20 protein-coding genes and 1 riboswitch are annotated in these 25,399 nt (G+C 66.0%); of the genes, 6 read left to right on the forward strand and 14 right to left on the reverse strand.

From position 1 onward, the window contains the following. Positions 1-8: 8 nt before the first annotated feature. Complete coding sequence (locus ACFOEV_RS20575; protein ID WP_386776765.1) at positions 9-1,385, reverse strand: AlkA N-terminal domain-containing protein; 1,377 nt, start codon at positions 1,383-1,385, stop codon at positions 9-11. Positions 1,386-1,573: 188 nt separating this feature from the next. On the opposite strand from ACFOEV_RS20575, the gene ACFOEV_RS20580 reads away from it, so the two are divergent. Further along, positions 1,574-3,052, forward strand: a complete 1,479-nt coding sequence (locus ACFOEV_RS20580) for a protein adenylyltransferase SelO (RefSeq protein ID WP_386777071.1) — start codon at positions 1,574-1,576, stop codon at positions 3,050-3,052. Positions 3,053-3,066: 14 nt separating this feature from the next. On the opposite strand, the gene ACFOEV_RS20585 is transcribed toward ACFOEV_RS20580, so the two are convergent. From ACFOEV_RS20585 to dctP, 6 genes are all read right to left on the reverse strand, one after another. Beyond that, positions 3,067-3,669 carry a 2-hydroxychromene-2-carboxylate isomerase gene (locus ACFOEV_RS20585; RefSeq protein WP_386776766.1) on the reverse strand — a complete coding sequence of 201 codons (603 nt, stop codon included), beginning with the start codon at positions 3,667-3,669 and terminating at the stop codon, positions 3,067-3,069. A gap of 122 nt (positions 3,670-3,791) precedes the next feature. Continuing rightward, positions 3,792-5,309, reverse strand: a complete 1,518-nt coding sequence (locus ACFOEV_RS20590; protein ID WP_386776767.1) for a malonate--CoA ligase — start codon at positions 5,307-5,309, stop codon at positions 3,792-3,794. Then, a complete protein-coding gene (locus ACFOEV_RS20595; RefSeq protein WP_386776768.1) occupies positions 5,306-6,667 on the reverse strand; it encodes a malonyl-CoA decarboxylase in 1,362 nt (453 codons plus the stop codon). The genes ACFOEV_RS20590 and ACFOEV_RS20595 overlap by 4 nt, the downstream gene beginning before the upstream one ends. Before the next feature lie 38 nt (positions 6,668-6,705). After that, positions 6,706-8,040, reverse strand: coding sequence for a TRAP transporter large permease (locus ACFOEV_RS20600; RefSeq protein ID WP_386776769.1), 1,335 nt, complete (start codon positions 8,038-8,040; stop codon positions 6,706-6,708). Positions 8,041-8,042: 2 nt separating this feature from the next. Then, positions 8,043-8,564, reverse strand: coding sequence for a TRAP transporter small permease subunit (locus ACFOEV_RS20605; RefSeq protein ID WP_386776770.1), 522 nt, complete (start codon positions 8,562-8,564; stop codon positions 8,043-8,045). A 72-nt stretch (positions 8,565-8,636) separates the two neighbouring features. Beyond that, positions 8,637-9,635 carry a TRAP transporter substrate-binding protein DctP gene (gene dctP, locus ACFOEV_RS20610; RefSeq protein WP_386776771.1) on the reverse strand — a complete coding sequence of 333 codons (999 nt, stop codon included), beginning with the start codon at positions 9,633-9,635 and terminating at the stop codon, positions 8,637-8,639. A gap of 158 nt (positions 9,636-9,793) precedes the next feature. Between dctP and ACFOEV_RS20615 the strand changes: the two genes are divergently transcribed. Further along, complete coding sequence (locus tag ACFOEV_RS20615; RefSeq protein ID WP_386776772.1) at positions 9,794-10,480, forward strand: GntR family transcriptional regulator; 687 nt, start codon at positions 9,794-9,796, stop codon at positions 10,478-10,480. Here ACFOEV_RS20615 and ACFOEV_RS20620 read toward each other — a convergent pair. After that, positions 10,458-11,414, reverse strand: coding sequence for a LysR family transcriptional regulator (locus ACFOEV_RS20620; protein WP_386776773.1), 957 nt, complete (start codon positions 11,412-11,414; stop codon positions 10,458-10,460). The two genes, ACFOEV_RS20615 and ACFOEV_RS20620, sit on opposite strands and share 23 nt — an antisense overlap. Before the next feature lie 240 nt (positions 11,415-11,654). On the opposite strand from ACFOEV_RS20620, the gene ACFOEV_RS20625 reads away from it, so the two are divergent. Next, on the forward strand, positions 11,655-13,154 hold the full coding sequence (locus ACFOEV_RS20625) for a CoA-acylating methylmalonate-semialdehyde dehydrogenase (RefSeq protein WP_386776774.1): 1,500 nt from the start codon (positions 11,655-11,657) through the stop codon (positions 13,152-13,154). 70 nt (positions 13,155-13,224) lie between these two features. On the opposite strand, the gene ACFOEV_RS20630 is transcribed toward ACFOEV_RS20625, so the two are convergent. After that, complete coding sequence (locus ACFOEV_RS20630; RefSeq protein ID WP_386776775.1) at positions 13,225-14,934, reverse strand: hypothetical protein; 1,710 nt, start codon at positions 14,932-14,934, stop codon at positions 13,225-13,227. Between the two features lie 319 nt (positions 14,935-15,253). Further along, on the reverse strand, positions 15,254-15,928 hold the full coding sequence (locus ACFOEV_RS20635; RefSeq protein WP_386776776.1) for a hypothetical protein: 675 nt from the start codon (positions 15,926-15,928) through the stop codon (positions 15,254-15,256). Positions 15,929-16,081: 153 nt separating this feature from the next. Then, a riboswitch (TPP riboswitch) is annotated at positions 16,082-16,196 on the forward strand. Here ACFOEV_RS20635 and ACFOEV_RS20640 point away from each other — a divergent pair. The 3 genes from ACFOEV_RS20640 to ACFOEV_RS20650 all read left to right on the forward strand — a co-directional run bounded on the left by ACFOEV_RS20640 (position 16,186) and on the right by ACFOEV_RS20650 (position 20,973). Beyond that, positions 16,186-17,562 (forward strand): sodium:solute symporter family transporter, encoded by a 1,377-nt coding sequence (locus tag ACFOEV_RS20640; protein WP_386776777.1) that lies wholly within the window; start codon positions 16,186-16,188, stop codon positions 17,560-17,562. Its footprint overlaps the riboswitch before it by 11 nt. 147 nt (positions 17,563-17,709) lie before the next feature. After that, entirely contained in the window at positions 17,710-19,398 is a 1,689-nt protein-coding gene (gene ilvD, locus ACFOEV_RS20645; RefSeq protein WP_386776778.1) for a dihydroxy-acid dehydratase, read from the forward strand. A 15-nt stretch (positions 19,399-19,413) separates the two neighbouring features. Then, positions 19,414-20,973, forward strand: coding sequence for a hypothetical protein (locus ACFOEV_RS20650; RefSeq protein ID WP_386776779.1), 1,560 nt, complete (start codon positions 19,414-19,416; stop codon positions 20,971-20,973). On the opposite strand, the gene ACFOEV_RS20655 is transcribed toward ACFOEV_RS20650, so the two are convergent. From ACFOEV_RS20655 to senA, 4 genes are all read right to left on the reverse strand, one after another. Further along, positions 20,974-22,446: a PhnE/PtxC family ABC transporter permease gene (locus ACFOEV_RS20655; RefSeq protein WP_386776780.1), complete on the reverse strand. Its 1,473-nt coding sequence runs from the start codon at positions 22,444-22,446 to the stop codon at positions 20,974-20,976. Between the two features lie 14 nt (positions 22,447-22,460). Further along, the gene (locus tag ACFOEV_RS20660; protein WP_386776781.1) at positions 22,461-23,114 is read right to left on the reverse strand and encodes an ATP-binding cassette domain-containing protein; all 654 of its coding nucleotides are present in this window, start codon (positions 23,112-23,114) and stop codon (positions 22,461-22,463) included. Continuing rightward, the gene (locus ACFOEV_RS20665; RefSeq protein ID WP_386776782.1) at positions 23,114-23,971 is read right to left on the reverse strand and encodes a putative selenate ABC transporter substrate-binding protein; all 858 of its coding nucleotides are present in this window, start codon (positions 23,969-23,971) and stop codon (positions 23,114-23,116) included. Before ACFOEV_RS20665 ends, ACFOEV_RS20660 begins: the two co-directional genes overlap by 1 nt. Before the next feature lie 78 nt (positions 23,972-24,049). Next, on the reverse strand, positions 24,050-25,375 hold the full coding sequence (gene senA / locus ACFOEV_RS20670; RefSeq protein WP_386776783.1) for a selenoneine synthase SenA: 1,326 nt from the start codon (positions 25,373-25,375) through the stop codon (positions 24,050-24,052). Positions 25,376-25,399 lie beyond the last annotated feature (24 nt).

Below are 25,399 nucleotides of genomic sequence, written 5' to 3' on the forward strand. Positions count from 1 at the left end.
GCGGCTCCTCAGGGGGAATGAGTCCACAGTTGCAGGGTGAGATAGCTGCGCCAGGGCGCGGCGGCGCCGGGATCGAGACCCTCCAGCGCCGGCAGCGCCTTCTTGACACCGAGATCGCCGCCCAGCCAGATATCGGGATGGCTGGCACCGCGCATGGTCGCGTAGTCCGCCGTCCACTGGCCGATGCCTTTCAATGTCGTCCAGGTCGACGGATCCCTGCTCGTTTCGGCTTCCTGGAACCAGGCGGCAAAGCGTCGCAGCGTGGCCTTGCGCGACTCGGGCATTCCCAGGAAGGCCAGGTCGCTGGCAGCGACCTGTGCGGGGGTGGGGAAGTGGTAGCGGGCCCGGTCGGTCGCATCGACGACCGGCTCGCCGAGCGTCTCCACCAGCGTGGTGACCAGCCGGCGGGCGGCGGCGATCGACACCTGCTGGCCGAGGATGGCGCGTATGCCGGCCTCGAACAGGCTCCACACCCCCGGCAGGCGTAGTCCTTCGACCAGCGGCAGCCCGGGCAAGGCGTGGGCCAGATGGGCCTCGATGGTGCGGGTGTCGGCGTCCAGGTCGAGCAGGCGGCGAATCTGGCGTACCACCGGCGAGAGGGCGCGCAGGTCGTCGAGCTCCAGCGTCACATCGAAGCGGTGGTGGTCGGGGTCATGCTCGGCAGTGAAGTGGCCGCGGGCCTCGCGCCAGGTGAGGCAGCGGCCGTAGTGACGCTCGCCGACCCATTCCAGCCCGTCGATGTGGCGGCTGGCATGGAAGTCGCGCAGCGTCTCCCAGGCGTAGGGCGGGCGATAGGCAAGCCGCAGCGTCAGCCCCGGCGTGCGATCGGCATGATCGCGGCGCAACTCGCGCGGAGAGAGTCCGATATGGGTCCGGAAGGCGTCGTTGAAGCGGCGCAGGCTGCGAAAGCCGCTGGCATAGGCGACGTCGGTGACGGGCAGGGTCGTCTGATGCAGCAACTGCTTGGCGAACAGGCACTGGCGATAGAGAGCATAGGTCTTCGGCGCAACGCCGAAACGCTGCTGGAACAGCCGGCGCAGGTAGCGCTCGCCGATGCCCAGGCGTTCGCAGAGGTCGGCCAGGCTGCCTTCCTGCAGCGCGCCTTCGTCGATCAGGCGCAGCGCCCGCTCGAGCGTGGTCTGGTTGCCGCGCCACGCCGGAGAGTCCGGGGCGCTGTCCGGACGGCAGCGCAGGCAGGGACGATAGCCCGCTTGCGCGGCGGCCACGGCGCTGGGGAAATAGACGACGTTACGCTCCCGCGGCGGCACGGCCGGGCAGATCGGCCGACAATAGATGCCGGTGGTCTTCACGGCGATGAAGAGATGGCCATCGAAGCGGGCATCCCGCGACAGGCGGGCCTGGCGGCAGAGTTCGGGGTCCAGCACGGCGGCGTCCTCTGTTCGAGTCTAACTCCATGCTTCACAGTGTATGCTCGTCAATGGGGAAAACTAGCCAGAATCGGAACCGAAGGCGGAAAGCGAACGACGCCGTGCAGGAATGCTGGTCAGTACTAACTGTCATGAGTAGGGTAGGCATGATTCGCTGCCTTCGGCCCAATGCCACTGGAGTCATGATGTTTCCGACTTTTTCCTTGCGCTATGCCCGCCTGCCGGCTCGCTTCTACGAGCGCTTCGAGCCGGTGCCGGTCTCCACGCCGCGCCTGGTGGCCTTCAACCGCCCACTGGCGGAGGCGCTGGGCTTCGATCTGGCCGCCTTCGACGAGCAGCAGGCCACTGCCTGGTTCTCCGGCAATGCTCTGCCGCCAGGCGCCGAGCCGCTGGCGATGGCCTATGCCGGGCACCAGTTCGGCGTCTTCGTGCCACGGCTGGGCGACGGCCGCGCTGTTCTGCTCGGTGAGGTGGTCGACCGGCAGGGGCGGCTGCGCGATATCCAGTTGAAGGGAGCCGGGCGTACGCCCTTCTCCCGGGGCGGCGACGGGCGGTCTCCGCTGGGGCCGGTGCTGCGCGAGTACCTGGTCAGCGAGGCGATGCATGCGATGGGAATTCCCACTACCCGGTCGCTGGCGGCGGTGACCACTGGCGAACGGGTGTTTCGCGAGGTACCCCGGCCTGGTGCCATCCTGACCCGGGTAGCCGCCAGTCATATCCGCACCGGCACCTGCCAGTACTTCGCCGCCCGCGGCGACGTCGATGCGTTGCGCGAGCTGGCCGGGCATGTGATCGAACGCCACTATCCAGCGCTTGGCGAGCTGCCCGAGGGCGAGCGCTATGTGGCGCTGGTCGAGGCGGTGCAGGAGCGTCAGGCGGCGCTGGTGGCGCAGTGGATGGGCGTGGGCTTCGTCCATGGCGTGATGAACACCGACAACATGGCCCTCTCCGGCGAGACCATCGACTATGGTCCCTGCGCCTTCATGGAGGCCTATGACCCGCGTACGGTGTTCAGCTCCGTCGACGAGGGCGGCCGCTACGCTTACGCCAACCAGCCGTGGATTGCCCAGTGGAATGTGGCGCGCTTCGCCGAGACCCTGCTGCCGCTGATCGATGACGAGCAGGAGCGGGCCATCGAGCGGGCCACTGCGGTGATCGAGGCCTACCCGGCGCGGTACGAGGCCGAGTGGCTGGCGGTGATGCGCGCCAAGTTGGGGTTGGAGCGCGAAGAGGAGAACGACCGGGCCCTGGTCGAGGCGCTGCTGGAGGCGATGCGGGCGGACCGCGCCGACTTCACCCTGAGCTTCCGCCATCTGTGCGACGCCGCCGAATCCCCTGCCGCCGATCCGCAACTGGTCGAGTTGTTCGAGCAACCGGACGCCATCGAGGCCTGGCTGACCCGCTGGCGCGAGCGGTTGACCCGGGAGACGGCCGGCCCTGGTGTCATCGCCGCGCGCATGCGCGCCGTGAACCCGGTCTATATCCCCCGCAATCACCGGGTCGAGCAGGCGCTCGCCGCGGCCATCGACGAAGACGATTTCGCGCCCTTCGAGGAACTGCGCGAGGTGCTCGCCCGCCCCTTCGAAGAACAGCCCGGCCGTGAGGCTTACACGCAGCCGGCTTCGCTACAGGAACAGGTGTTCCGCACCTTCTGTGGCACCTGAGCCGACCCGCTGGCTCAGAGCTTGCCGGTCAGGGCCTTCTCGACCAGTTCGAGGCGGTCCTGGCCCCAGAATGACTCGCCGTCGACGATATACCAGGGCGCGCCGAAGCAGCCCGCCGCCACGGCCTTCTCGCAAGCCTCGTCGAGGCGCTGCTGTCCTTGGGCGCTTTCCGACTCGCTCAGCAGCCGCTGGCCGTCCAGCCCGCAGGCGTCGGCGACCGTGCGCAGGGTGTCCGGCTCGGCGATGTTGCGCTCCTCGACCCAGCAGGCCCGCATCAGGGCCAGCGACAGGCTGGCGATGTCGTGCCCTTGTGCCTTCGCCGTCAGCGCCAGGCGAGCCGCCGGGCGGTCATCCGTCGGGAAGTGCTTCGGTTCCCTGTTGAGAGGGATGCCGAGCATCTGCGGCCAGCGCTTCAGTTCAGCCATGCGATAGGCCTGCCGCTCCGGGGCGCGTTTGGCCAGGGGCAGTCCGCCGGTCTTGGGGAAGATCTCGCTGAGCGTGATCGGCACGTAGTCGATGGTGGCGCCGTGGCGCGCGGCAAGCTCGCCGAGTCGCGAGTGACCCAGATAGCTCCAGGGCGAGACGTGGGTGTAGTAGTAGGTGATGACCTTCGCCATGACGATGTCTCCTGCCGGGTGGTTCAATGCCGCTGCGTAGTGACACGACACCATGGGGCGTCGGGCATCCGCCGCAGCGTCGCGCCGTGTCGGCCCCGGATTTCCGTGCCATCGGCGACGGATCAGCGATAGGTGTCCTGGTACTGCTGGCGCAACTGATTCTTCTGCACCTTGCCCATGGTGTTGCGCGGCAGGTGGTCGACGAAGAACACACGCTTGGGTTGCTTGTACTTGGCCAGCCGCCCGGCCAGGGCATCGAGCACCCGGGCCTCATCGAGCCGCGCCTCGGGGCGGGGCACGACCACGGCGGTGACGCCTTCGCCGAAATCGGGGTGGGGGACGCCGATGACGGCGGATTCCACCACCTCATCCAGCTCGTCGATGATCTGCTCGACCTCCTTCGGGTAGACATTGTAGCCCCCCGAGATCACCAGGTCCTTGTCGCGGCCGACGATATGAACGTAACCCCGCTCGTCGATCATCGCCAGGTCGCCGGTGACGAAGAACCCGTCCTCGAGCAGTTCCTCGCGAGTCTTCTCGGGCATGCGCCAGTAGCCGATGAAGACATTGGGGCCGCGCACCTCGAGCATGCCGATCTCCCCCTGCGGCAAGGGGCGGTGGGTCTCGCGTTCGGTGATGCGGATCTCGACCCCCGGTAGCGGCATGCCCACGGTGCCGGCGATCCGCTCGCCATGGTAGGGGTTGGAGGTGTTCATGTTGGTTTCGGTCATGCCGTAGCGCTCGAGAATGGCATGCCCGGTACGCTGCTCGAAGGCCTGATGCGTCTCGGCGGTCAGCGGTGCCGAGCCGGAAGTGAACAGACGCATGTTGGCGGTCAACTCGGGTGTCAGTCGTTCGTCCTGCAACAGGCGCGTATAGAACGTCGGCACGCCCATCATGGTGGTGCCCCGCGGCAATTCCTCGATGATCACGTCGACGTCGAACTTCGGCAGGAACAGCATGCTGGCGCCGGCCATCATCACCACGTTGCAGGCCACGAACAGGCCGTGGGTGTGGAAGATCGGCAGGGCGTGGATGAGTCGGTCGGTGTCGCTGAAGTGCCAGGCTTCCATCAGCGCCTCGGCGTTGGAGCCGAGGTTGCGGTGGGTCAGCATCGCCCCCTTGGAGCGTCCGGTGGTACCCGAGGTATACAGGATCGCCGCCAGGTCGTCGGTATCGCGTGACTCGATGGTCTCGAAAGGAGTGGCGCGTGCCGCCTCTTCCATCAAGGTGCCATCGCCCCGGGTGCCTAGCGACGCGACCTGCGGACAGCCGCTGTCGGCGGCGACCCGGCGGGCATCGTCCAGGTTGTCGGGCTGGCAGACGAACAGTGCTGGCTCGGCATCGCCGAGAAAGTAGCGGATCTCCTCGCTCGTGTAGCCGGTATTGAGCGGGAGGTACACGCCGCCCATGCGCAGGCAGGCGAGATACAGCAGGATGGCTTCGGGGCTCTTGTCGACCTGCACGGCGATGCGGTCGCCCGGCGTGACGCCCAATGCCACCAGGGCTCCGGCCAGCCGCGCGCTGGTTTCCAGCGCCTGGGCATAGCGGTAGCCACGCCCATCGCGAGTGGTGATGAAGTCGGCGTTGCCGCGACTCCGCATGCGTTCGGCAAGGGTCGCGAAGAGGTTGTGATTCATTTGACGGTCTCCCCCTTGGTCATCTTCCTGGCTCGCCGTCCGAGGTCGCGAACCTCGCTGGAGCAGGCAACGGTGGCATTGGCGATGTAGTTCTCGTGATTGCGTTCGATATCGTCGAGCGCATAGAGGTAGTTGACCATCAGCCCGGCGGACTGCTTGAGGCCCTTGCGGGAGACATCCCCCAGCCAGTTGACACGATGCAGCGAGGCGCCGTTGCCGAGGTGAAATCTCGCCACCGGGTTGAGCGGTAACCCGCGACGGTTCTTCTCGTGGAGCAGATAGTGAGCGGCGAGTGGCTTGACCACGGCCTTGAGTCTTTCCTCCTGCTCCGGGGTCTCGTGCCAGTCCGGGGTGTCGAGCAGGGACAGGGCTTGCTGTGCGTCATCCGGTAGCTTGCCGGTCTCCTCGACATAATGCTGCTCGAGCCATTGGCGAAACCCGGGGACCGGCGACAGGGTGACGAAGTGGCGCAGCTGGGGCAGTTCCTGCTTGAGTTCCTGCACGACCTGCTTGATCAGGAAGTTGCCGAAGGAAATCCCGCGCAGGCCGGTCTGGCAGTTGCTGATGCCGAAGAAGGCCGCGGTGTCGGCCGACAAGGGGTCGTCGAGGTCATGGCGGTGGCCTTCGAGGATCGGCTGGATCTGCTTCGGCAGCCCCTTGTGCAGGGCAACCTCGACGAAGATCAGCGGCTCGTCGCCGATCGCCGGGTGGAAGAAGGCGAAGCAGCGGCGGTCACGGGCATCCAGGCGGCGGCGCAGGTCGTTCCAGTCATGGATCTCGTGAACCGCCTCGTAGCGGATGATCTTTTCCAGGATCGAGGCCGGGGTATTCCAGTCGATACGCTTGAGGACCAGGAAGCCACGGTTGAACCAGGAACCGAACAGGTGGATGAAGTCGGCGTTGATGGCATCGAGGTCGCCGCTATCATCCATCATGCGCAGCAGATCCTCGCGCATCCGCACCAGTTCGTAGGTACCGCCACTGGCCAGGTTGAGCCGTCGCAGCAGTTCCTGACGGCGTGGCTCGCAGACATTGAACAGCGTCTGCAGGTGACGGATGTCGCGGGTCTCGTGATAGGCGGCATAGGCGGTATCGATCTGTTCCGGGTCGGCGGTGAACTCCTGGGCCAGTCGCTCGAAGAAGCGCCGCTTCTGCTCGTCGTCGAGCCGCGCATAGAGCGACAGGGCGCGGCTGGCGAGGGCAATGCTGGAGGCCTCGCCATCGCTCTCCAGGAGCGCCTGGCAGGCGTTGGCCATATGGGCGTGATCGGGGGTGACATCCTCGCTGTTGCGGCGCCGCAGCAGCGCATCACGCTGGGTGATGTTGTTGAACAGTTCCTGCAGGAAGCTCATGTTCATGATCGCTTGCCCCTCGTCGTGTGGTGTGTTCCGTGAATTCAGCCCATGAGCACCGTGGGTAGCCAGGTCGCCAACCCCGGAAATAGACATAGCAGGACGATGCCCAGGACCATGCACAGGGCATACGGCAGGCTGCCCATGAGGACGTCGCGCAGTGAAATATCCGGGGCAATGCTATTGATGATGAACAGGTTCAGGCCTACCGGCGGTGTGATCAGCCCGATCTCCAGATTGATGGTCAGGACCACCGCAAACCAGTAGGGATCGAAGTCGGCGGCAAGAATGATCGGCAGCAGGATCGGCGCGGTCATCACGATCACCGCGACCGGCGGCAGAAAGAACCCGGCGACCAGCAGGAAGACGTTGATCACGCCCATCAATACCCAGCGGTTGACCTCCAGGTCGGCGATGGCGGAGGCCACGGTCTGGGTGATGAACAGCGACGACAGGGCATAGGCGAAGACCTCCGCGGCGGCGATGATCAGCATGATCATCACGCTTTCGCGCAGGGAGTCGCGCATGATCAGCTTGATCGGTGCCACCTGCCACATGCGGTAGATGACGATGGCCAGCGCCAGGCACAGGAACGCCCCCACGCCGGCCGCCTCGGAGGGCGTGGCGACCCCGCCGTAGAGGGCGAAGAGGATGCCGAGCACCACGGCCAGGAAGGGCAGTACCCGCACCATCGCCTTGAGATTGGCGTCGATGTTCTCGCGTATGCTGCGCTTGACGCTGGAGGCGGCCGTCGCGAGGGGGTTGTGATACCCGCCAGCCAATCGGCAGGCGATCATCGTCCAGATCATGAACAGCCCGGCCAGCATGAAGCCGGGGATCACGCCGGCGATGAACAGGCGTCCGATCGAGGTTTCGGTGGAGATGCCGTAGATGATCATGGTCACCGAGGGCGGGATCAGGATGCCCAGGGTGCCACCGGCAGCGATGCAGCCCGCGGCGACACCGTCGGGATAGCCGCGGGTGCGCATCTCGGGAATGCCCATCTTGCCGATCGCTGCACAGGTGGCTGGCGACGAGCCGGACAGGGCGGCGAAGATCGAGCAGGCGCCGATATTGGAGATTGCCAGCCCCGCAGGCAGCCTGCCGAGCCACAGGTCCAGTGAGCGGTAGAGATCGCGGCCGGTGGGCGAGGAGGCCACGGCGGCGCCCATCAGGATGAACATGGGGATGGCGACGAAACCGAATTCGGCAATGCGGTCGAAGAAGGTCTCGCCGAAGTAGGTCAGCTCGACGATGCCGCGGTCGGCGACCAGCGCGATCAGCGAGATGCTACCCAGGGCGAAGGCGATGGGCGTGCCGATGGCCATCAGCACGACCAGGCCGATGGCGACGAGAATGCCGGCGGTGACGGGATCCATGTTCAATTCCCCCCGCGCAGGATTTCGGCGATGTACTGCAGCGTCAGCAGGGTGGCCCCCAGTGCCATGGGTAGCAGCGCCGGCCACAGCGGTGGGTTCCACACCGAACCGGTGGTCCAGCCATTGCTCCAGGCCTCGTGCACATACAGCCAGGAGGCATAGGTCAGGGCGGCGCAGAACGCCAGGCCGACCAGCGAGGCTGCCAGGTGCATGAGGCGCCTGGGCAGCCCGGTGAGGTAGTCGGGCAGCACGGTGACGGCGACGTGGCCGCCGGTCAGCAGTACATAGGGGGCGCCGAGCAGCATGGCGCCGGTCACCGAGAAGACCGTGAACTCGGTCTGCCAACTGGTGCTCATGCCCAGCACGTAGCGCACGATGACCATATGGCAGACCGCCGCCACACCAGCAATGAACAGCACTGCCGCCAAGTAGGCGGTGGCACTCGAGAGCCTGTCCATCAGGCGGATATAGCCGCCGATGAGCCCCTTGGGCGCGGCAGCTACGCGAGTATGCGAGTGTTCCATGGGCCCTCCGAAAATGCATGATGGCCGCCCCCGCGGGGGCGGCTCGTTGCGACCGAGGCTATCGGCACGGCATCATTCCACCGCGAGGGCGGCGTCGATCAGGGCCTGACCATTGGGGACGTTCTCGGCGAAGGTCTTGTAGGAACTCTGCTTGGCGATCTCGAGCCAGGCGTCGTAGTTCTCCGGTGACATGGTGACCACCTCGACGCCGTTCTCCTTGAATACCTCGACCATTTTCGTGTCGAGATTCGCGGCCTCGGCGGTGAAGTATTCCTCGGCGGCCTCGCCAGCCTCGATCAGCGCCTGCTGCTGCTCCTCATTGAGTTTGTTCCAGCTCTGCTCGGAAATCAGGATCGGCTCGTACATGAACCACAGCGCGTTCTCGCCGGGCGCGGTCAGGCAGGTCACCTGCTCGTAGATCCGATAGGAAACGAAAGAGCCGGAAGAAGTGTTGGCGCCGTCCAGCACGCCGGTCTGCATGGCGGTATAGATCTCCGAGGAGGGCATGGAGGCGATCGAGGCGCCGGCGGTCTCGAGCATCTCGTCGAAGGCCGGGCCGGCGGCGCGCATGGTCTGACCCTCGACGGTGTCCGGCGAGGTGATGCAGCGCACGCTGGAGGCGAAACCGCCGGCCAGCCAGGCATCGGCCAGCACCCGGGCGCCGCCCTCCCGGATCACTTCCTTGATCATGTCCATGAACTCGGAATCGTTGAGGCGCTGGGCGCGTTCATGGTTGCGCACAAGGCCTGGCATCAGGGTGGCCGAGAATTCCGGGTGGCGGCCGCTGGCGTAGTCGAGCGGCAGGGCGGTCATGTCCAGGCGGCCGCGCACCAGCGCGCCCCACTGTTCTTTTGCGCCAAATAGCGATTCGCCGGGGTGGACCTGGATCTCCAGATCGACATCGGCCTCGGCCACTTGCCGGGCCATCAATTGGACCATCTCGTCACGTACGTCCCCCTTGCCACCGGGAAACTGGTGCGAGGCGCGCAGTACGGTCTGTGCCGAAACGGCGCTGCTGAAGGCGATGGCCACGCTGAGGGCCGTGATGGCGGATATGAGTGAGCGTTTCATGGTGTCTCCGAACAACTTGTTGTTGTGTGGTATATATCATCATGGATGATGTATTCTTCTTATAGGCTTGGGATATACTAGTGTCAAATACGCGGGGCTAGACCGAGGTGCCAAAGTGGTCGTCCCATGGCAGCGATACGACGCATGGGAGGTAGTTTGTGAGCGGTGTGAAACGATCCAATGCCCAGCGACTCAAGGATTCGCTGGAGGACGACATCATCAACGGGCGGCTAGCCCCTGGGGAGCGTCTCGACCTCGAGGTGCTGGGACGCGCGTACAATGTCTCGCGCACACCGGTCCGCGAAGCCATTCAGCAACTGGTGGCCAGTGGCCTGGTCACGGTGTCACCGAAGAAAGGCACGTTCGTCGCCCGGGTGGGCATCAATCAGCTGATCGAGATGTTCGAGGTCATGGCCGAACTCGAAGGCATGTGCGGGCGCCTGGCGGCCAGGCGCATCACGGCGGGCGAACTGGTCGAGCTTGACGAGGCCTTGGCGCGCTGTGAGATAGCCGCCGAGGCCGGCGACCCTGACGAGTATTACTACGAAAACGAAGGCTTCCACCATTGCATCTATGCCGCCAGCCACAACGGCTTCCTGGCCGATGAAGCCCGCCAGCTGAAGCAGCGCCTGAAACCCTATCGGCGTCTGCAACTGCAGGTGCGCCATCGTATGGACACCTCACTGGCCGAGCATCGTGACATCGTGGCGGCGATCAAGGCCGGCGACGCCCAGGCCGCCGAAAATTCGCTGCGCCAGCACGTGCTGATCCAGGGCGAGCGGTTCAGTGATTTTGTCTCGAGCGTGAAGCGGCTCGACGACGTCAGGTCGACATCGATGGCCTGATCGAGCTCGGGTCCGGTGACGCCTCGCCCAGTAGCGAGTCGCGACGGGCATCGATGGCCTCGCGCAGGAACTCCCATAACAGGCGGACCCGGGACAGCCGGCGCTGCTCCTGTCGTGCGGTGATCCAGAACTGGCGGGTGATCGTTACGTCATCCTCGAGTACCAACTGCAATTCCGGGGACCGCTCGGCCAGGAAACAGGGCAGCACTGCCAGGCCGGCACCATGCAGCGCGGCGCTGTATTGGGTGGTGACGCTGGTGCTGCGGATGCTGAAATGGGGGCTCTCGCCGATCACTCGGGGGTCGAGCAAGGGGTCCAGGTAATTGAGCTGGTCGCTGAAGATCAGGTCATCGACATAGCCGATCAAGCTATGGCGGCTCAGGTCGGCGAGTGTGCGAGGAAGGCCGTGTCGGGCCAGGTAGGCGTGGCTGCCGTACAGCCGTAGGCGATAGTCGCTTAGCTTGGAGATCACCAGCCCGCCACTGCTCGGGCGCTCCACGGTGATGGCCAGGTCGGCCTCGTGACGGCTCAGGTTGACCACGCGCGGCAAGGCCAGCAGGTCGATGGTGATGCCCGGGTCGCGTTCGCAGAAGGCGGCCAGCAGCGGGGCGATCACCCAGGTACCGAAGCCTTCGGTGACGCCGAGGCGCACTTGGCCGCTGATCTGGTGGTTCTGGTCGCTCAGGCTCTCGCCGGCCTCGAAGGCGTGGCGGGCCATTTCCTCGGCATGGGCCAGCAGTTGCTGACCGGCCTCGGTGAGCCGATAGCCATGGGTGCTACGCTCGAAGAGCTGGGTGTTGAGTTTCTGTTCGAAGCGCCGGGTGCGCCGCGACAGGGTGGAATGGTCCAGTCCCAGGCGCCGGGCGGCGTCGGTGAGGCGTTCGCTTCGCGCCACCTCGAGAAAGACCTGAATATCCTGCCAGTCCAGTGTCATCGCTGTCTCGTCTTGGCGGGGCTTGTCTTTGTGCGGTTTTGCACAAGCAATGTGCTGCGCTGCCCGTTGTATGTCAATCGGCCCCCTGACTACACTCGAAATGTCCATATTCTTCATGTCGGCCTTGCCGGCGTGCACATGACGTTCACGTTGGGATAATAAGCACAATGTTCGGGTCATTATTTACAGGGCGGCGGGATGCGTCCGCTCCTGGACAGACCCGCCAGAGGAGTCGCCATCATGTCAGTCAGAGAAATCCCACTGTATATCGACGGCCAGGCCGTGCCTTCCCAGAGCGGTGAGTGGCGCGACGTGGTCAACCCGGCCACCCAGGAAGTGGTCTCCCGGGTGCCGTTTGCCACCGCGGAAGAGGTCGACCGCGCCGTGGCCAGCGCCAAGGAAGCCTTCGCGACCTGGCGCAAGACGCCACTGGGCAAGCGCATGCGCATCATGCTCAAGTTCCAGGCGCTGATTCGCGAGCATACCGGAGAGCTTGCCGCCCTGATCACCGAGGAGCACGGCAAGACCCTGCCCGATGCCGAGGGTGAGGTGGGCCGCGGCCTGGAAGTGGTCGAACATGCCTGCTCGATCACTTCGCTGCAGCTCGGGGAGATCGCCGAGAACGCTGCCAGCGACGTCAACGTCTACTCCTTGCACCAGCCCTTGGGGGCGGGGGCCGGGATCACGGCCTTCAACTTCCCGGTCATGCTGCCGTGCTTCATGTTCCCGCTGGCCATCGCCACCGGCAACACCTTCGTGTTGAAGCCCTCCGAGCAGGATCCAAGCTCGACCATGCGCCTGGTCGAACTGGCCCATGAAGCGGGCGTTCCCGCCGGGGTGCTCAACGTCGTCCACGGCGGCCCGGACGTGGTCAACCAGATCTGCGATCACCCCGACATCAAGGCGCTGTCGTTCATCGGGTCGACCCCGGTGGGCACGCACATCTATAACCGGGCGGGTGCCGCCGGCAAGCGCGTGCAGTCGATGATGGGCGCCAAGAACCACTGCGTGATCATGCCCGATGCCAACCGCAGCCAGGCCATCAACAACGTGCTGGGTTCTGCTTTCGGTGCCGCCGGGCAGCGCTGCATGGCCAACTCGGTGGTGGTATTGGTGGGCGAGGCACACCAGTGGCTGGACGATATCGTCGAAGGCGCGCGGGCGATGAAGGTCGGCCCCGGTACCCAGCGCGATGCCGATCTCGGCCCGCTGGTCTCCAAGGCGGCGCGTGAGCGGGTGCTGCGTCTGATCGGCGTCGGCGAACAGGAAGGCGCCACCCTGGCGCTCGACGGCCGTGGCATCAGCGTCGAAGGTTATCCGGACGGTAACTTCGTCGGCCCCACCGTGTTCAGCGACGTGACCGCGGAGATGACCATCTACCGCGAGGAGGTCTTCGGCCCGGTGCTGTGCGTGGTGAGCGTCGAGACCCTGGATGACGCCATCGCCTTCATCAACGCCAACCCCAATGGTAACGGTACCGCGATCTTCACCAATTCCGGCTGGGTGGCGCGGCGCTTCGAGGCCGATATCGACGTCGGCCAGGTGGGGATCAACGTGCCGATCCCGGTGCCGGTGGCCTACTTCAGCTTCACCGGTTCGCGCGGCTCCAAGCTCGGCGACCTGGGCCCCAACGGCAAGCAGGCCATCCAGTTCTGGACTCAGACCAAGACCGTGACCGAGCGCTGGTTCGAACCGGAGAACATCTCCAGCGGCATCAATAGCACCATTTCCTTGCATTGATCCCGACGCGCAGCACGGCACGTGGCCCCGTCTCATCCGAGGCGGGGCCGCTTTGTCTCAAGGGACGGCACTAACGCTCTGGCACCCCGAGAGTGGCGAACAGCTCCGCGAGTTCCGGGGCTTCCCGCTGGGCCCCCAGGATGGTGGGGTCCATCACCGAGAAGCGGCCTGCACAGGCTCGCAGGTACACCTTTCCGGTCGCCTCGTCGACAAAGCGGACCTCCGGCACCTTGGCGATGCATTGCTTGAGGAAGGCGCAGTTCCTGCCGATTGCCAGGCTGTCATCGTCGGGATAGACCTCCGCCGGGCATGTCGCCAGGGTGTTGATCTTCTTGTAGCGGTCGATGTTGACCAGGCCCAGGGGAGCCAGGATGTGGAGGACTTCGCGGGTGCCATAGGCGATGGTCGTCGGCGGAGTGTGCTTGGGGACGCCATTGTCCAGGAAGCGGTACTCGAGCCGGGGGTGCCGGCTGTCCAGCCACTTGAAGAGCAGCTTGGGCATGCCGTCATAGGCCTCCACGCAGTGCCCCAGGAAGTCCTCCACCGCCTTGTACCGTCCCCGCGTCAGGCCACGCTCCCAGCCGCGCTCCACCGTCGCCTCAGGCGGGGTGACGATGAAATAGAAGTACATGGTGGCGACATGTTTCGCATAGGTGGCATCCAGGAGCTGCGGTACCCTGTCCAGGGAGAAGCTGTCGAAACGGAACCGGTCGATCAGCAGGTGCGGAATGGAGCGGTCCCGCTGGGCCTTGTCGCGGATGTGGCGGTCGAGCTTGGCATCGATGAGCTTGACCTCCTTGCCGGCCAGGCGGCCGGCATACTTGTAGGCGTCGCCCAGGGCATCATAGTCGAGCAGGAGGCGGCGCCAGATGTCGGGAGAGATGGTGCCGTACTGGTCCGCTTGGATGCCCAGGTCCCGCAGGGTGTCCTTCAGGAAGGGGCGCAGGGAACTCTTGCCAGCCGCCGAGGCCCCCTTGAGGCTGATCAGGACCGGCTCGCTGGCACAGGGGAGCCGGCCGTAGCCCTCGACTTGCATGGCCCGCGCGACATGGGGCGCGATCTTCTGGCCGAGGTGGCGGCTGCCGAAATCGTTGCATACATGCTGGGTGATCAACCTCGCCAACAGTTCCCGGTCCACCCCGATATGGCCCTGGCTGCTGCCGATCGAATTCAGGACACGGTAAGTGCTCTTGTAGATGGCCCGCTCCAGTTCGGCTCGGGCGGCCAGCCCCGTGTCCTTGATACCCCGGATCACGTCATGATGCCGTTCCTCGATGGACCGGTGGTCCGTCTGCTGTCGCGGGGTACGGCGTTTGCCAAACCACCGGGACAGGAAGGAGCCTGGCTCGGGATCGACCTCCGTCGGTTCGGGAGCGAAGGCCGCGGCGAGGATGTCGCCCACCCGGCCGTGTATCTCGTCATACAGCCGGGCATACTCCTGCCGAAGCGCCGGCAGGTGGGGGGCCAGGTAGTCGGACAGGATCTTGAGGGCGATGCTGCGAAAGTGCTGCCCCAGGAGCTCTTCTTCTTCACCCTCGAGGACCACGACATCGGCCGTCACCTGCACGATCAACTCGTGCAGCACCAGGCGCTCCGCCCGGAACGCGACCAACTCCTCTTCCGCGAGCCCGGTGAGGGCTCTCAGCTCGGGGATGTCGTCAAGGCGGGAATAGACGTTGGCGGTGTGATGAATCGTCTCCAGGGCCTGGTAACGCCTGGGCAGGTCGGCCTCCAGGCCGGGGTTCCACGCCGAAAACTCGGGACCAGCTCGATCGGGCATACCGGTAGTCCATGCCTGCTGCGTCGTGTCGGGGCTTGACGAGGGGCTCGTCGGGCACCGCTTCGCGAGCCTTGCCGCCCCCATGCAGCGATAGTGGCCGACCTGGCCTCGTGGGGCAATCCCCGCGGGAGGTTGATCGCTGGGGGCTGGACAAGAATATTGACGTTAATTGATAGCCTCGACGACATCCGGGATATCGGCGCGGTGGCCGGCTTCTGCGGCATGTCCAATCGCGTGGTGAGCTATACAGCACGCCCCCAACGCCGAGTTCTGCTTAGTGGGACGCGAGTGCCGAAGGAATAGTGGCCTATGGACCGGTCTACGCCAGGTGCGTCTTCAGGCACTCCAGCAGCGGTTCCAGTTCGCCCTCATGCACGATCAGTAGCGTCTGGCCGGGGTCTTGCGTCTCGACGGGGGTGACGATGGCGAATTCGCCTTCTTCCAGGTGGAATTCGTGGATCTCGCGGAGGCCATCGGGGGTTTCGCAGCGGACCGAGCGGTAGCTGTCGTCTTCGCCGTAGGTCAGGCGGTGGTAGACCTTGAAGAAGGTGTAGAGGTAGAGCCCGTGTTCGAAGACCGGCCAGCGTGCCGGGTTGTCCCGGGTTTCGTCATCGATGTCGAGCCCCTGGTCACGGGCCTTGGCGATGGCGATGTCGCGGGGTTTGGCCAGTAGCGAGGTGGCGTCTTTCGGCAGCGGCACGAGCCCGGTGATGGCCTGCTGGTAACGATTGGCCACTTCATGAAGGTCGTCGAGGCTGGCGATGATGTGATCGCTGTGCTGCAGGTCGTCCGGTTCGGAGCTGCCGTTTTCCCAGCCATGAATCACCTGGAGCCTGAGGCGCCCAGTGGCCAGCGGTTGTTGTAGCAAGGCCTTGAGGGCGATATCGAGGTGGAGCTGACGCTCCAACACCTCATTGTCGAACGCGGTGTACGGCTCGGCGAAGATGACATGCAGCCGACCCCTGGCGTGCTCTTTGGCTTCGGTATAAGGCATGGCCGCCTCGAATGATGATTATTAGCATGCTTTAGTATGGCATGCCCGGTCGTCAATGAAAGGTTACGCAGCCTTTACAGTCAACGCTGTACACTCGATGATGAATACATGGCGGCCTCAGGGCCGGCATGACAACTCCCGAATCCCAACACTCATTGTCGCCAGGGGAGTCCCTTGCCTGCGGGCCGGGACTGAGAGTGCGCCAACGCGCTAACCCTGGAACCTGATCCGGTTGATACCGGCGGAGGAAGTGCGACATGCCTTACCTGACCCCTGCCGTGCTGGGCGCGGCATTGCTGCTGTTTGCCGTGCTCGGCGTGCGTGCACGGCGCGTGGGTGGCCAGCTCGACGACTATATCACCGCTCGCAATTCCCAGACCGCCTCGACCCTGGGGCTGTCGTTCCTGGCCTCGGGCATGGGGGCCTGGATCCTGTTCGCGCCGCCGGAAGTCGGCGCCTTCGTGGGCCCGGTGGCGTTGGCCGGCTATGCGATCGGCGCCGCCCTGCCGTTTGTCGTCTTCGCCGCCTGTGGGCCGGCGATTCGCCGCTACCTGCCCGAGGGGCGCAGCATCGGCGAGTTCGCCCAGCGTCGCTATGGCGTGGGGGTGCGCCGTTACGTATCGCTGATCTCGGTGCTGTACATGGCGGTGTTCCTGGCCGCCGAACTGACCGCCATCGGTTCCATTACCGGTCTGCTGTCCGAGATGCCGGGCAGCGTGGCGGTGGTCGGCGTGGCGGTGACCACACTGCTGTACACCGCCTGGGGTGGGCTGCGCGCGAGCCTGGCCACCGATCGCTGGCAGGCGTGGTTGCTGATTGCGCTGCTGGGGGTGGTCGGCTGGGTGGGCTGGCAGCGCTTGCCGGCGCTGCCGGCCGATGCCGCGCTGCCGTCGGCGCCCACCGGTAGCGCCCTGGGTGTGGCGCTGACCCTGGTGATCGCGGTCACCGCGGCAAACCTGTTTCATCAAGGCTACTGGCAGCGGGTGTGGGCGGCCAAGAGCGGCCAGGCATTGGGACGCGGTGCGGCCCTGGGTGGGCTGGTCACGGTGCTGGTGGTGGCCGTGGTCGGCGGCCTGGGCATTGTCGCGGCGATGAGCGGCGTGAGCCTGGGCGAACCGCCGATACCGTTCTTTGCGTTGCTCAGCGACGCCCCGCGCTGGCTGATGCTGCTGGCCCTGGTGCTGGCGGTCACGCTGGTGGCTTCCAGCGTGGACACCCTGCAGAACGGCATCGCGTCACTGGCGGTCAGCGAGGGCGAAGAGAGCATCCGCCGGATCTCGCTGGCGGCAGCGCGCTGGATCACCGTGGCGCTGATGGTGCCGGTGGTGATCGTGGCGTTGCAGAACCTGTCGGTGTTGCGGCTGTTCCTGATCGCCGACCTGCTGTGTGCCACGGCGGTCGTGCCGGTGCTGATGGGATTGTGGCCGCGCATGACCACGCGTGCGGCGGTGTGCGGTGGCCTGGCTGGCCTGGTCGGTGCCGTGCTGCCGGGATGGGTGACCCAGGGCAGCCTGAGCGCCGGGATTCTGGCCGCCAGCTTTCCCGGCGGCGTGCCGACCCTGGGGCCCTTCCTTGGCGCACTGCTCGCATCGACCCTGGTCAGTCTGCTGGTGGCCGGGTGGCCCCGGCGATGACAGGGTCGGCCTGACGCCGCTCGCCCATGCGGTTTGCAAGGCCCGCCCGCGGCGCCCACTATTTCAGGGGATTGCCATCGGAATGGCCGAGCCATCCGAATGACTAAGCCGAATGACAAAGCGAATGACAAAAGAGAGGGCCGTCTCATGAGCGAGAAACCACAGGACCCACGTCGCCGCTATTCCAGCCCGGTGGTGGACGGTGTGGGCAAGTCGGCCAGCCGCGCCATGCTGCGTGCGGTGGGGTTCACGGATTCCGACTTTGCCAAGCCGCAGGTGGGGATCGCTTCGACCTGGAGCCAGGTCACGCCCTGCAACAGCCATATCGATGGCCTGGCCGAGGAGGCCCGTGCCGGTGCCGATGCCGCCGGCGGCAAGGGGGTGATCTTCAATACCATCACCATTTCCGACGGCATCGCCAACGGTACCGAGGGCATGAAGTACTCGCTGGTATCGCGGGAAGTGATCGCCGACTCGATCGAGACCGTGGCCGGTTGCGAGGGGTTCGACGGCCTGGTGGCGATCGGCGGTTGCGACAAGAACATGCCCGGTTGCCTGATGGGGCTGGCGCGCCTCGATCGCCCCAGCGTGTTCGTCTACGGCGGCACCATCCTGCCCGGCGAGAACCATACCGATATCGTCTCGGTGTTCGAGGCGGTGGGCGCCCATGCCAAGGGCGACCTGGATCTCATCGAGGTCAAGCGTATCGAGGAGACGGCGATTCCCGGCCCGGGGTCCTGTGGCGGCATGTATACCGCCAATTCCATGGCCTCGGCCATCGAGGCGCTGGGCATGAGCCTGCCGGGCAGCTCGGCGCAGAACGCCGTCTCGCAAGACAAGCGCGACGACTGCCGCGCCGCCGGGGCGGCGGTACTCGAGCTGCTCGAGGGCGACATCAAGCCTTCCGACATCATGACCCGGGAAGCCTTCGAGAACGCCATCACCGTGGTCATTGCCCTCGGCGGCTCCACCAACGCCGTGCTGCACCTGATCGCGATGGCCAATACCGTGGGCGTGCCGCTGTCGCTGGAGGACTTCACGCGGCTCGGCAAGCGGGTGCCGGTGGTGGCCGACCTGCGCCCCAGCGGCCATTACATGATGAGCGAGCTGGTCGAGATCGGCGGCATCCAGCCGCTGATGAAGACCCTGCTCGACGCCGGCCTGCTGCACGGCGACTGCCTGACGGTGACCGGCAAGACGCTGGCCGAGAACCTGGCTGGGGTGGCGCCCTATCCCGAGGGGCAGCAGATCATCGCGCCGCTGGATGCCCCGCACAAGGCCGAGAGCCACCTGCGCATCCTCTACGGCAACCTGGCCCCGGAAGGGGCGGTGGCCAAGATCACTGGCAAGGAGGGCACGCGCTTCAGCGGCAGTGCGCGGGTGTTCGGCTCCGAGGAGGAGGCCCAGGCGCGCATCAACGACGGCACCGTGGTCGCCGGCGATGTCATCGTGATCCGCTATGAAGGCCCGAAGGGCGGCCCCGGCATGCGCGAGATGCTGACGCCCACCTCGGCGATCATGGGCCGCGGCCTGGGCAGCGAGGTGGCGTTGATCACCGACGGCCGCTTCTCCGGGGGCAGCCACGGCTTCGTGGTGGGCCATATCACCCCCGAAGCCTTCGATGGCGGCCCCATCGCGCTGGTGCAGGACGGCGACGAGATCACCATCGATGCCGTGGCCGATACCATCGACGTGCGGGTCAGCGACGAGGAACTGATGCGTCGCCGCGCCGCCTGGCGACAGCCCGCACCGCGCTATACCCGCGGCGTACTGGCCAAGTACGCACGGGCGGTGAGTTCGGCCTCCACCGGTGCGGTGACGGATCTGCCCGAGTAGAGAGGAGTGGCCAGCATGGTTACCGCTGTCGGGCGAAGCAGGGCTTTGGGCCTGGTGCTTGCCGGGCTGTTGCTGGGTGGCTGTGCGGCCGGGCCCGAGTGGCGTGACAGCCTGGTCCCGTCTGTCGCCGAGCATCGCACCTGCTTGGCGCTGCTGACAGCGGTCGACGAGACGGTAGCGGAGGCGGGGGTGACCGACGCCGCTGCCGCTCCCGTCGCTGACTTCCCCTACCTGCGCATCGACCGTTTCCTGGCGAGCTTCACTGGTGAGTTGAGCGAGGCGGATGCGTTCGAGGATTGGGTCTGGCGCCTTCGCGATCTCGATGCCGAGGCCCGCCAGGTCGAGATCGCCAACCTGCCGTCCGAGGAGCGCTCAGCACTCGTCAGGCGTTTCACCGAACCCCACCTGGCCGACGCCGCGAATGCCTGCGGCGACCGACTGGTGCGCAGCGAATTGCTGAGCGGCCGGGAGCAACCGCGCCAGGCGCTACTGAGCGCCGCCGAGGCGCCCAGCCATTATCGCACCGTGGCCCGCGCCATGGGGCTGTACCCGGTGACCGGCATCGGCATGGCGATCGGCTATGCGCACTGGCAAGGCGAGCATCTGGACTCCTTCACCCTGGACTATTCTGACAGCCTGAACCATGCGGACGCACCCCTGCGGCGCTATGAGCCGGCCCTGGACGACGTGCCCGATGCCGAGGCGGTGGCGGACATCGTGCGTTCGGTACCGCGCAGTCCACTCGGTATCCCCGCCCTGGACGACGAGTCGCTGCTGCGGCTTGCCGCGCACTTCGCACCGGTCTTCGACATCGAGACCCGTAGCCGTGATGACCGACCGGGAACGCCCTATTGGCGCCAGGGGGCACGCGACGTGATACCGGCGGTCGATGTCGAGCATCCCCTCGCTCATGTGCGTCTCGCGTATACCCGTTTCGATGAGGCGGTGCTGCCGCAGATCGTCTACACGATCTGGTTCCCTGCCCGGCCTCGGCAGCACGCCTTCGATCTGCTCGGTGGGCGTCTCGATGGTGTCATCTGGCGGATCACTCTCGGGGAAGACGGCGAGCCGCTGATCCACGACAGCATTCATGCCTGTGGCTGCTATCACATGTTCTTTCCGGTGCCGCCGGTCCGGCGGGTCGCCGTGCCGGAGGACGATGACATTCGCGAGGCCCCGCTGGTGCCGGCCGAGGCACCGCGGCCGGCGCCGGGGCAGCGTTTGCACGTGCAGTTGGACGATGTCAGCCACTATGTGACGAATCTGGGGGTCGACGGGAACGAGGTGCCCGAGTCCCGACCCTATGCGCTGCGCCTGGTCACCCAGCCCCCTGAATACGGGGCTCGCTCCCTGGCACTGCCCGACGGCGGGCGGCGCAGCCTGTTCGGTCCTTCCGGCATCGTCCCGCACTCCGAGCGCCGCGAGCGTTTTCTGCTGTGGCCGGCGGGGATCGAGAGCCCGGGAGCCATGCGCCAGTGGGGCACCCATGCCACCGCCTTCGTCGGCAAGCGTCATTTCGATGATCCCTATCTGTTCCAGCAGGCCTTCGAGCGTGAGGAGCCGGCAGCCCCCTGATCACGGCTCGCAGTTGGCGGTATGGCGCAGTCTCAGCCCGGTGCGCAGGCGGCGGGCGAGGATATCGACGCCGATATTGAGCAGGGCGGTGATCAGGATCAGCACCATGGCGCGGTCGAAGCGGATCTCCTGGATGGCGCTGTCGACGTAGAAGCCCAGGGTGGCGATTCCCAGGATGCCGAGAATCGCGGTCTCGCGCATGATGATCTCCCAGCGGTAGAACAGGAAGGCCAGGAAGGGGCCATACAGACGCGGGGTGAGCTCATAGGCGTAGCGACCGAAGCCGCGAGGGGCATCGGGGCGCAGCGTTACCTCGTTGCTGCGACGGCCGATCAGGTGGCCGATGATGCCGCCATTGTGCAGGGCCAGGGCGACCACGGCCGGCAGCATCGAGGGTCCCCAGAGCTGCAGCAGGATAAAGGCGAGCAGATACTCGGGGGTCGAGCGCATGACCACCAGCAGTATATGACCGAAGGTGCCGCCGACCCGGCCGGTGAAGTGCCGCGAGACCAACGGGAACAGGGCCAGGGACAGGACCCCGGTCAGGACCAGGGCGATCTGGGTCAGCAGCAGGGTATTCCAGATGCCGGGCAGCGCCTGGTCGACCAGCAGATCCGCCAGCCAGGGGGCGAGACCGCTCCAGCCGTCGCCGCTGCGCAGCGGAGCGGGCACGATGTCCTCGGTGAAGAAACGCGACACATTGTGCCACACGATCGGCAGCCCGCTGCCCAGGAAGAAGGGCGCGGCAACCAGGTACAGTGGCAACAGCCGCGGTCGCACCCACCACTTGAGGGTGGCGATTATCAGGTAGAACAGCAGCAGCAGGGCGCCCACCGAGCTGTACTGCCCCTGGGCGAAGGACGATTCCAGGTAGTAGCCGAGCGTCGGCAGGCCGACGAAACCCAGCACCGCGCTGGAGCGCAGGCCGCACTCCAGACGATAGGCGGTGTAACTGACCAGGTGTGGCCAGGCCTGGTTGAGGCGCGTGAACGCCAGTCCCGAAACCCAGCCGCTGCCGTAGGGCAGCACCTGTGCTGGCCGCGGGTCGGCCTCATCGAGGATCTCGGCATACACCTTGGCGAACACGCCGGCATAGGGGATGGCGATGGCCAGCACGCCAGTGAGTGGGTGCAGGCCGAAGAACTGCAGGAAGATCAGTGCCCAGAACAGCTCATGGATGGCGCGCACGAAGGCGCAGGCGGTGCGGATCCAGACGCTGCGAAAGGCCAGCGCCAGCAGGAAGCCCACCGCCACGCCCAGGCCGACGCCGAGGAAGGCGAAGGCCAGGGTGTGCAGGATCGCCAGGCCGACGAAGTCGACGGCGGCGAAGTTCGGCGTGACCAGGCCCAGCAACAGGCGCCCCAGCTCCTGCCAGGGGTTCACGGTGCTGATCGAAAGATCGGCGAAGAACAGGCAAGCGATGGCCAGGACCACGAAGCCCAGGCTGGTACGAATCGTCGCGGAGTGCCACATGGAAAACGCCTTGTTCAATACAACGGCAGCAGGTCCTGGACCCTGAGCCGGTGACTGGGCTCGTCCAGGGCGATGCTGCCATTGGCGATGCCGACCACCCGGTCGGTGAAGCGCAGGGCCAGCTCCACATCATGCATGGCCAGCACGGCGGTGGGGTAGGCCCCGGTCAGGGCTGTCATGACCAGTTCGGACAGTGGGCCGTCGAGCGCCGAGACCGGTTCGTCGGCCAGCAGCAGTTCGCCGCCCTGATGGATCGCCCGGGCCGCGGCCACTCGCTGGCGCTCTCCACCGGACAGCTCGCCGGCGGGCGACCAGCACTTGTCGGCGATTCCGAGCCGTTCCAGCAAGGGCTCGATTGTCGCCACGTCGCGCCGGAAGGGGCGGGCCAGGGTGAGCAGGTTGTACCAGGTGGGCCGAGTGGCCAGGCGCGCCATGTAGACGTTGTGAAAGACCGACAATGTCGGCACCAGCCCCAGCTCCTGGGGCATCAGGGCCGCGCCGTCGCGCTGCCAGCGTTGGAACATCACGCCGAGCAGTGTCGACTTGCCGGCACCGCTCTTGCCCACCAGCGCGACCCGTTCTCCGGGAGCCAGCGTCAGGCTCAAGGGCCCCAGTACCGGTTGGCCGCCGTAATCGGCGGTGGCATCGCACAGCGCCAGGTTTCTCATCAGTCGAGCAGGCCCAGTTCCTGACCGATCTCCCGGATGATGGTGTAGTCGTCGTTGCTGGCCGGGATGAAGCCTTCGCGCGGGAAGCTTTCCAGCAGCTCCGGGTCGTCCATGCCCAGCAGCGCCTCGCGCACCCGCTCGGTGAAGCCCTCGCCGAAGCGCTCGTCGACGTCGCCGCGGATGGTCCACTGGTAATCCGGATACTGGGGGGTCTCCCAGACCACGTTCACCTGGTCGGTATCGATATTGCCGGCGGCGATCTCGTTTTCCCACACGGCATAGTTCAGGGCGCCGAGCTGGTAGGAGCCGGAGGCGACCAGCGAGGCGGTACGGCTGTGGTTGCCGCTGAAACCGACCCGCGAGAAGACCGCTTCCGGCGGCTCGCCGAAGTGCTCGCGCAGGTAGTGTTCGGGCATCAGGCGTCCGGAGGTGGAGCCCTTGGAACCGAAGGTGAAGGTCATGCCGCGCATGGCCTCGCTGAGCCCCTCGCCGGCTTGCAGGCCGGTGCTCTCATGGGCGATGAAGTAGGTCACGAATTTGGCATCCTCGACACCCTGGGCCAGGGCCTGGGAATCGGGTACGCGATCGCGGGCCTGCACGCCGGAAAGCCCCCCGAACCAGGCCAGTTGCACCTGATCGTTGCGGAAGGCGGTGACCGCTGCGGCATAGGACTTCACCGGCACGAAGCGCACCTCCACCTCGAGTTCCTCGGCGAGGTAGTCGGCGACCTTCTGGAAGCGCTCCTGCAGGCGAGTCTCGTCCTCGTCGGGAATGGCGGTGAAGACGAAGGTGTCGGCGCTGGCCAGGGGGGCAGCAAGCAACACAGAGAGGGCGAGCGTCGTCAGGCGTTTGAACATGCTGGGGTCCTTTCCGGGTTGAAGGCATCGAGTCCGACAGGCGCCTAGAGTACTGAAAACCACGTCTCCTTGCTGCCTTCACGGCGCACAGGTGCGAAAGCCGGCGAAGATATCGTGGCGCTCGGGGGTAAAGAAGTTGCGATAGCCGTTATGGATCAGCCGTGCTCGGCTGGCCCAGGCGCCGCCGCGCAGCACGTAACGCCCCTCGCGGAACCAGGGGGCCGAATAGTCACGGTAGAGGTCGGGCTGAAACCCCGGGAAGGGGGCGAAGGGCGAGGCCGTCCATTCCCAGACGTTCCCCAACATCTGTCGGCAACCGAAGGCACTGTCGCCCAGGGGAAATGCCGCCACATCGACCCGGTCCAGGCGCAAGCCATCCAGGTTGGCCACGGTGGCGCTGGGTGGCGTCTCGCCCCAAGGGTAACGCCGCTTGTCAGGTGCGAGGGAATGGCCATCGGCGCTAGGCGCTCGGCTGGCGGCGATCTCCCACTCGGCTTCGGTGGGCAGGCGGCGCCCCGCCCAGCGGCACCAGGCATCGGCCTCATACCAACTGACATGCCCCACCGGGTGGTGGGGTGGCAGCGGTCGCCAGCGATCGAAGTGGCGTTCCTGCCAGCGCCCGTCGCTGTCCTGGCGCCAGTAGACGGGGGACTGCAGTCCCTGGCCTTCACGCCACTGCCAGCCGATATCGCTCCACAGCGAGCGTCGTTCATAGCCGCCGTCGTCGACGAAGGCGGCGAATTCGGCATTGGTCACCGGGGCGCGAGCGATGGCGAACGGCGCCACCTCGACCTCCAGCGGGGGCTTCTCGTTGTCGAAGCGAAACGGGACATGCTCTGCCGAACCGAGTCGATGCCGGCCGCCGGGAATGGCGACATCGCCGGGCAGGGGGCCGGTGGGCTCGGCCTCCGGTGGCATGGGGCCCAGTGCCGGTGCGGGATCGCCCAGCGTCTGGCGAGTGTAGACGAAGGCTTCGCCGTGCATGTCTTCATGCAGGCTGGTGAGCTGGTAGACATAGCTCTGTGCAGGGCTCGCCGTGCCGTCGGGGAGGCGTTCGAGCATGGCCTGCTGCACGCGATCGAGATAGTCCAGGGTCTCCTCGGGAGATGGCAGGGGTAGCGTCCAACGCGCATCATGAGCGATGCTGCTGGAGTCATACAGCCGTTCAGCGCCGGGCAGGCGGTAGTCGGGCAAGCCGTAAAGGCCGCGCAGGGCGAAATGATCGTGGAAATAGCCCAGGTGGCCGAGCTCCCACAGCGGCGGATTGACGATCGCCAAGCGGGGACCGAGACAGCGCGATTCGATGACGTCCTGCATCAGCGCCAGGCTGCGCGTGCGGGCATCGATGAGCATCGACGCCAAGGTATCGGCAGGTTGCGATGGTGTCGGGGGTGTCGTGATCATGCTGACCTCATGCGGAGGGTCGGA

The organism is Litchfieldella rifensis (genome assembly GCF_042646605.1).
GTDB lineage: Bacteria > Pseudomonadota > Gammaproteobacteria > Pseudomonadales > Halomonadaceae > Litchfieldella > Litchfieldella rifensis.

Excerpts from the sequence above, each read along its gene's own strand:
- ACFOEV_RS20650 (WP_386776779.1), top strand. The coding sequence starts at position 19,414 with ATGGTTACCGCTGTCGGGCGAAGCAGGGCTTTGGGCCTGGTGCTTGCC.
- ACFOEV_RS20585 (WP_386776766.1), bottom strand. The coding sequence starts at position 3,669 with ATGGCGAAGGTCATCACCTACTACTACACCCACGTCTCGCCCTGGAGC.
- ACFOEV_RS20640 (WP_386776777.1), top strand. The coding sequence starts at position 16,186 with ATGCCTTACCTGACCCCTGCCGTGCTGGGCGCGGCATTGCTGCTGTTT.
- ACFOEV_RS20630 (WP_386776775.1), bottom strand. The coding sequence starts at position 14,934 with ATGCCCGATCGAGCTGGTCCCGAGTTTTCGGCGTGGAACCCCGGCCTG.
- ACFOEV_RS20590 (WP_386776767.1), bottom strand. The coding sequence starts at position 5,309 with ATGAATCACAACCTCTTCGCGACCCTTGCCGAACGCATGCGGAGTCGC.
- ACFOEV_RS20665 (WP_386776782.1), bottom strand. The coding sequence starts at position 23,971 with ATGTTCAAACGCCTGACGACGCTCGCCCTCTCTGTGTTGCTTGCTGCC.
- ilvD (WP_386776778.1), top strand. The coding sequence starts at position 17,710 with ATGAGCGAGAAACCACAGGACCCACGTCGCCGCTATTCCAGCCCGGTG.
- ACFOEV_RS20600 (WP_386776769.1), bottom strand. The coding sequence starts at position 8,040 with ATGGATCCCGTCACCGCCGGCATTCTCGTCGCCATCGGCCTGGTCGTG.
- senA (WP_386776783.1), bottom strand. The coding sequence starts at position 25,375 with ATGATCACGACACCCCCGACACCATCGCAACCTGCCGATACCTTGGCG.
- ACFOEV_RS20655 (WP_386776780.1), bottom strand. The coding sequence starts at position 22,446 with ATGTGGCACTCCGCGACGATTCGTACCAGCCTGGGCTTCGTGGTCCTG.
- ACFOEV_RS20660 (WP_386776781.1), bottom strand. The coding sequence starts at position 23,114 with ATGAGAAACCTGGCGCTGTGCGATGCCACCGCCGATTACGGCGGCCAA.
- ACFOEV_RS20595 (WP_386776768.1), bottom strand. The coding sequence starts at position 6,667 with ATGAACATGAGCTTCCTGCAGGAACTGTTCAACAACATCACCCAGCGT.
- dctP (WP_386776771.1), bottom strand. The coding sequence starts at position 9,635 with ATGAAACGCTCACTCATATCCGCCATCACGGCCCTCAGCGTGGCCATC.
- ACFOEV_RS20635 (WP_386776776.1), bottom strand. The coding sequence starts at position 15,928 with ATGCCTTATACCGAAGCCAAAGAGCACGCCAGGGGTCGGCTGCATGTC.
- ACFOEV_RS20605 (WP_386776770.1), bottom strand. The coding sequence starts at position 8,564 with ATGGAACACTCGCATACTCGCGTAGCTGCCGCGCCCAAGGGGCTCATC.
- ACFOEV_RS20580 (WP_386777071.1), top strand. The coding sequence starts at position 1,574 with ATGTTTCCGACTTTTTCCTTGCGCTATGCCCGCCTGCCGGCTCGCTTC.
- ACFOEV_RS20620 (WP_386776773.1), bottom strand. The coding sequence starts at position 11,414 with ATGACACTGGACTGGCAGGATATTCAGGTCTTTCTCGAGGTGGCGCGA.
- ACFOEV_RS20625 (WP_386776774.1), top strand. The coding sequence starts at position 11,655 with ATGTCAGTCAGAGAAATCCCACTGTATATCGACGGCCAGGCCGTGCCT.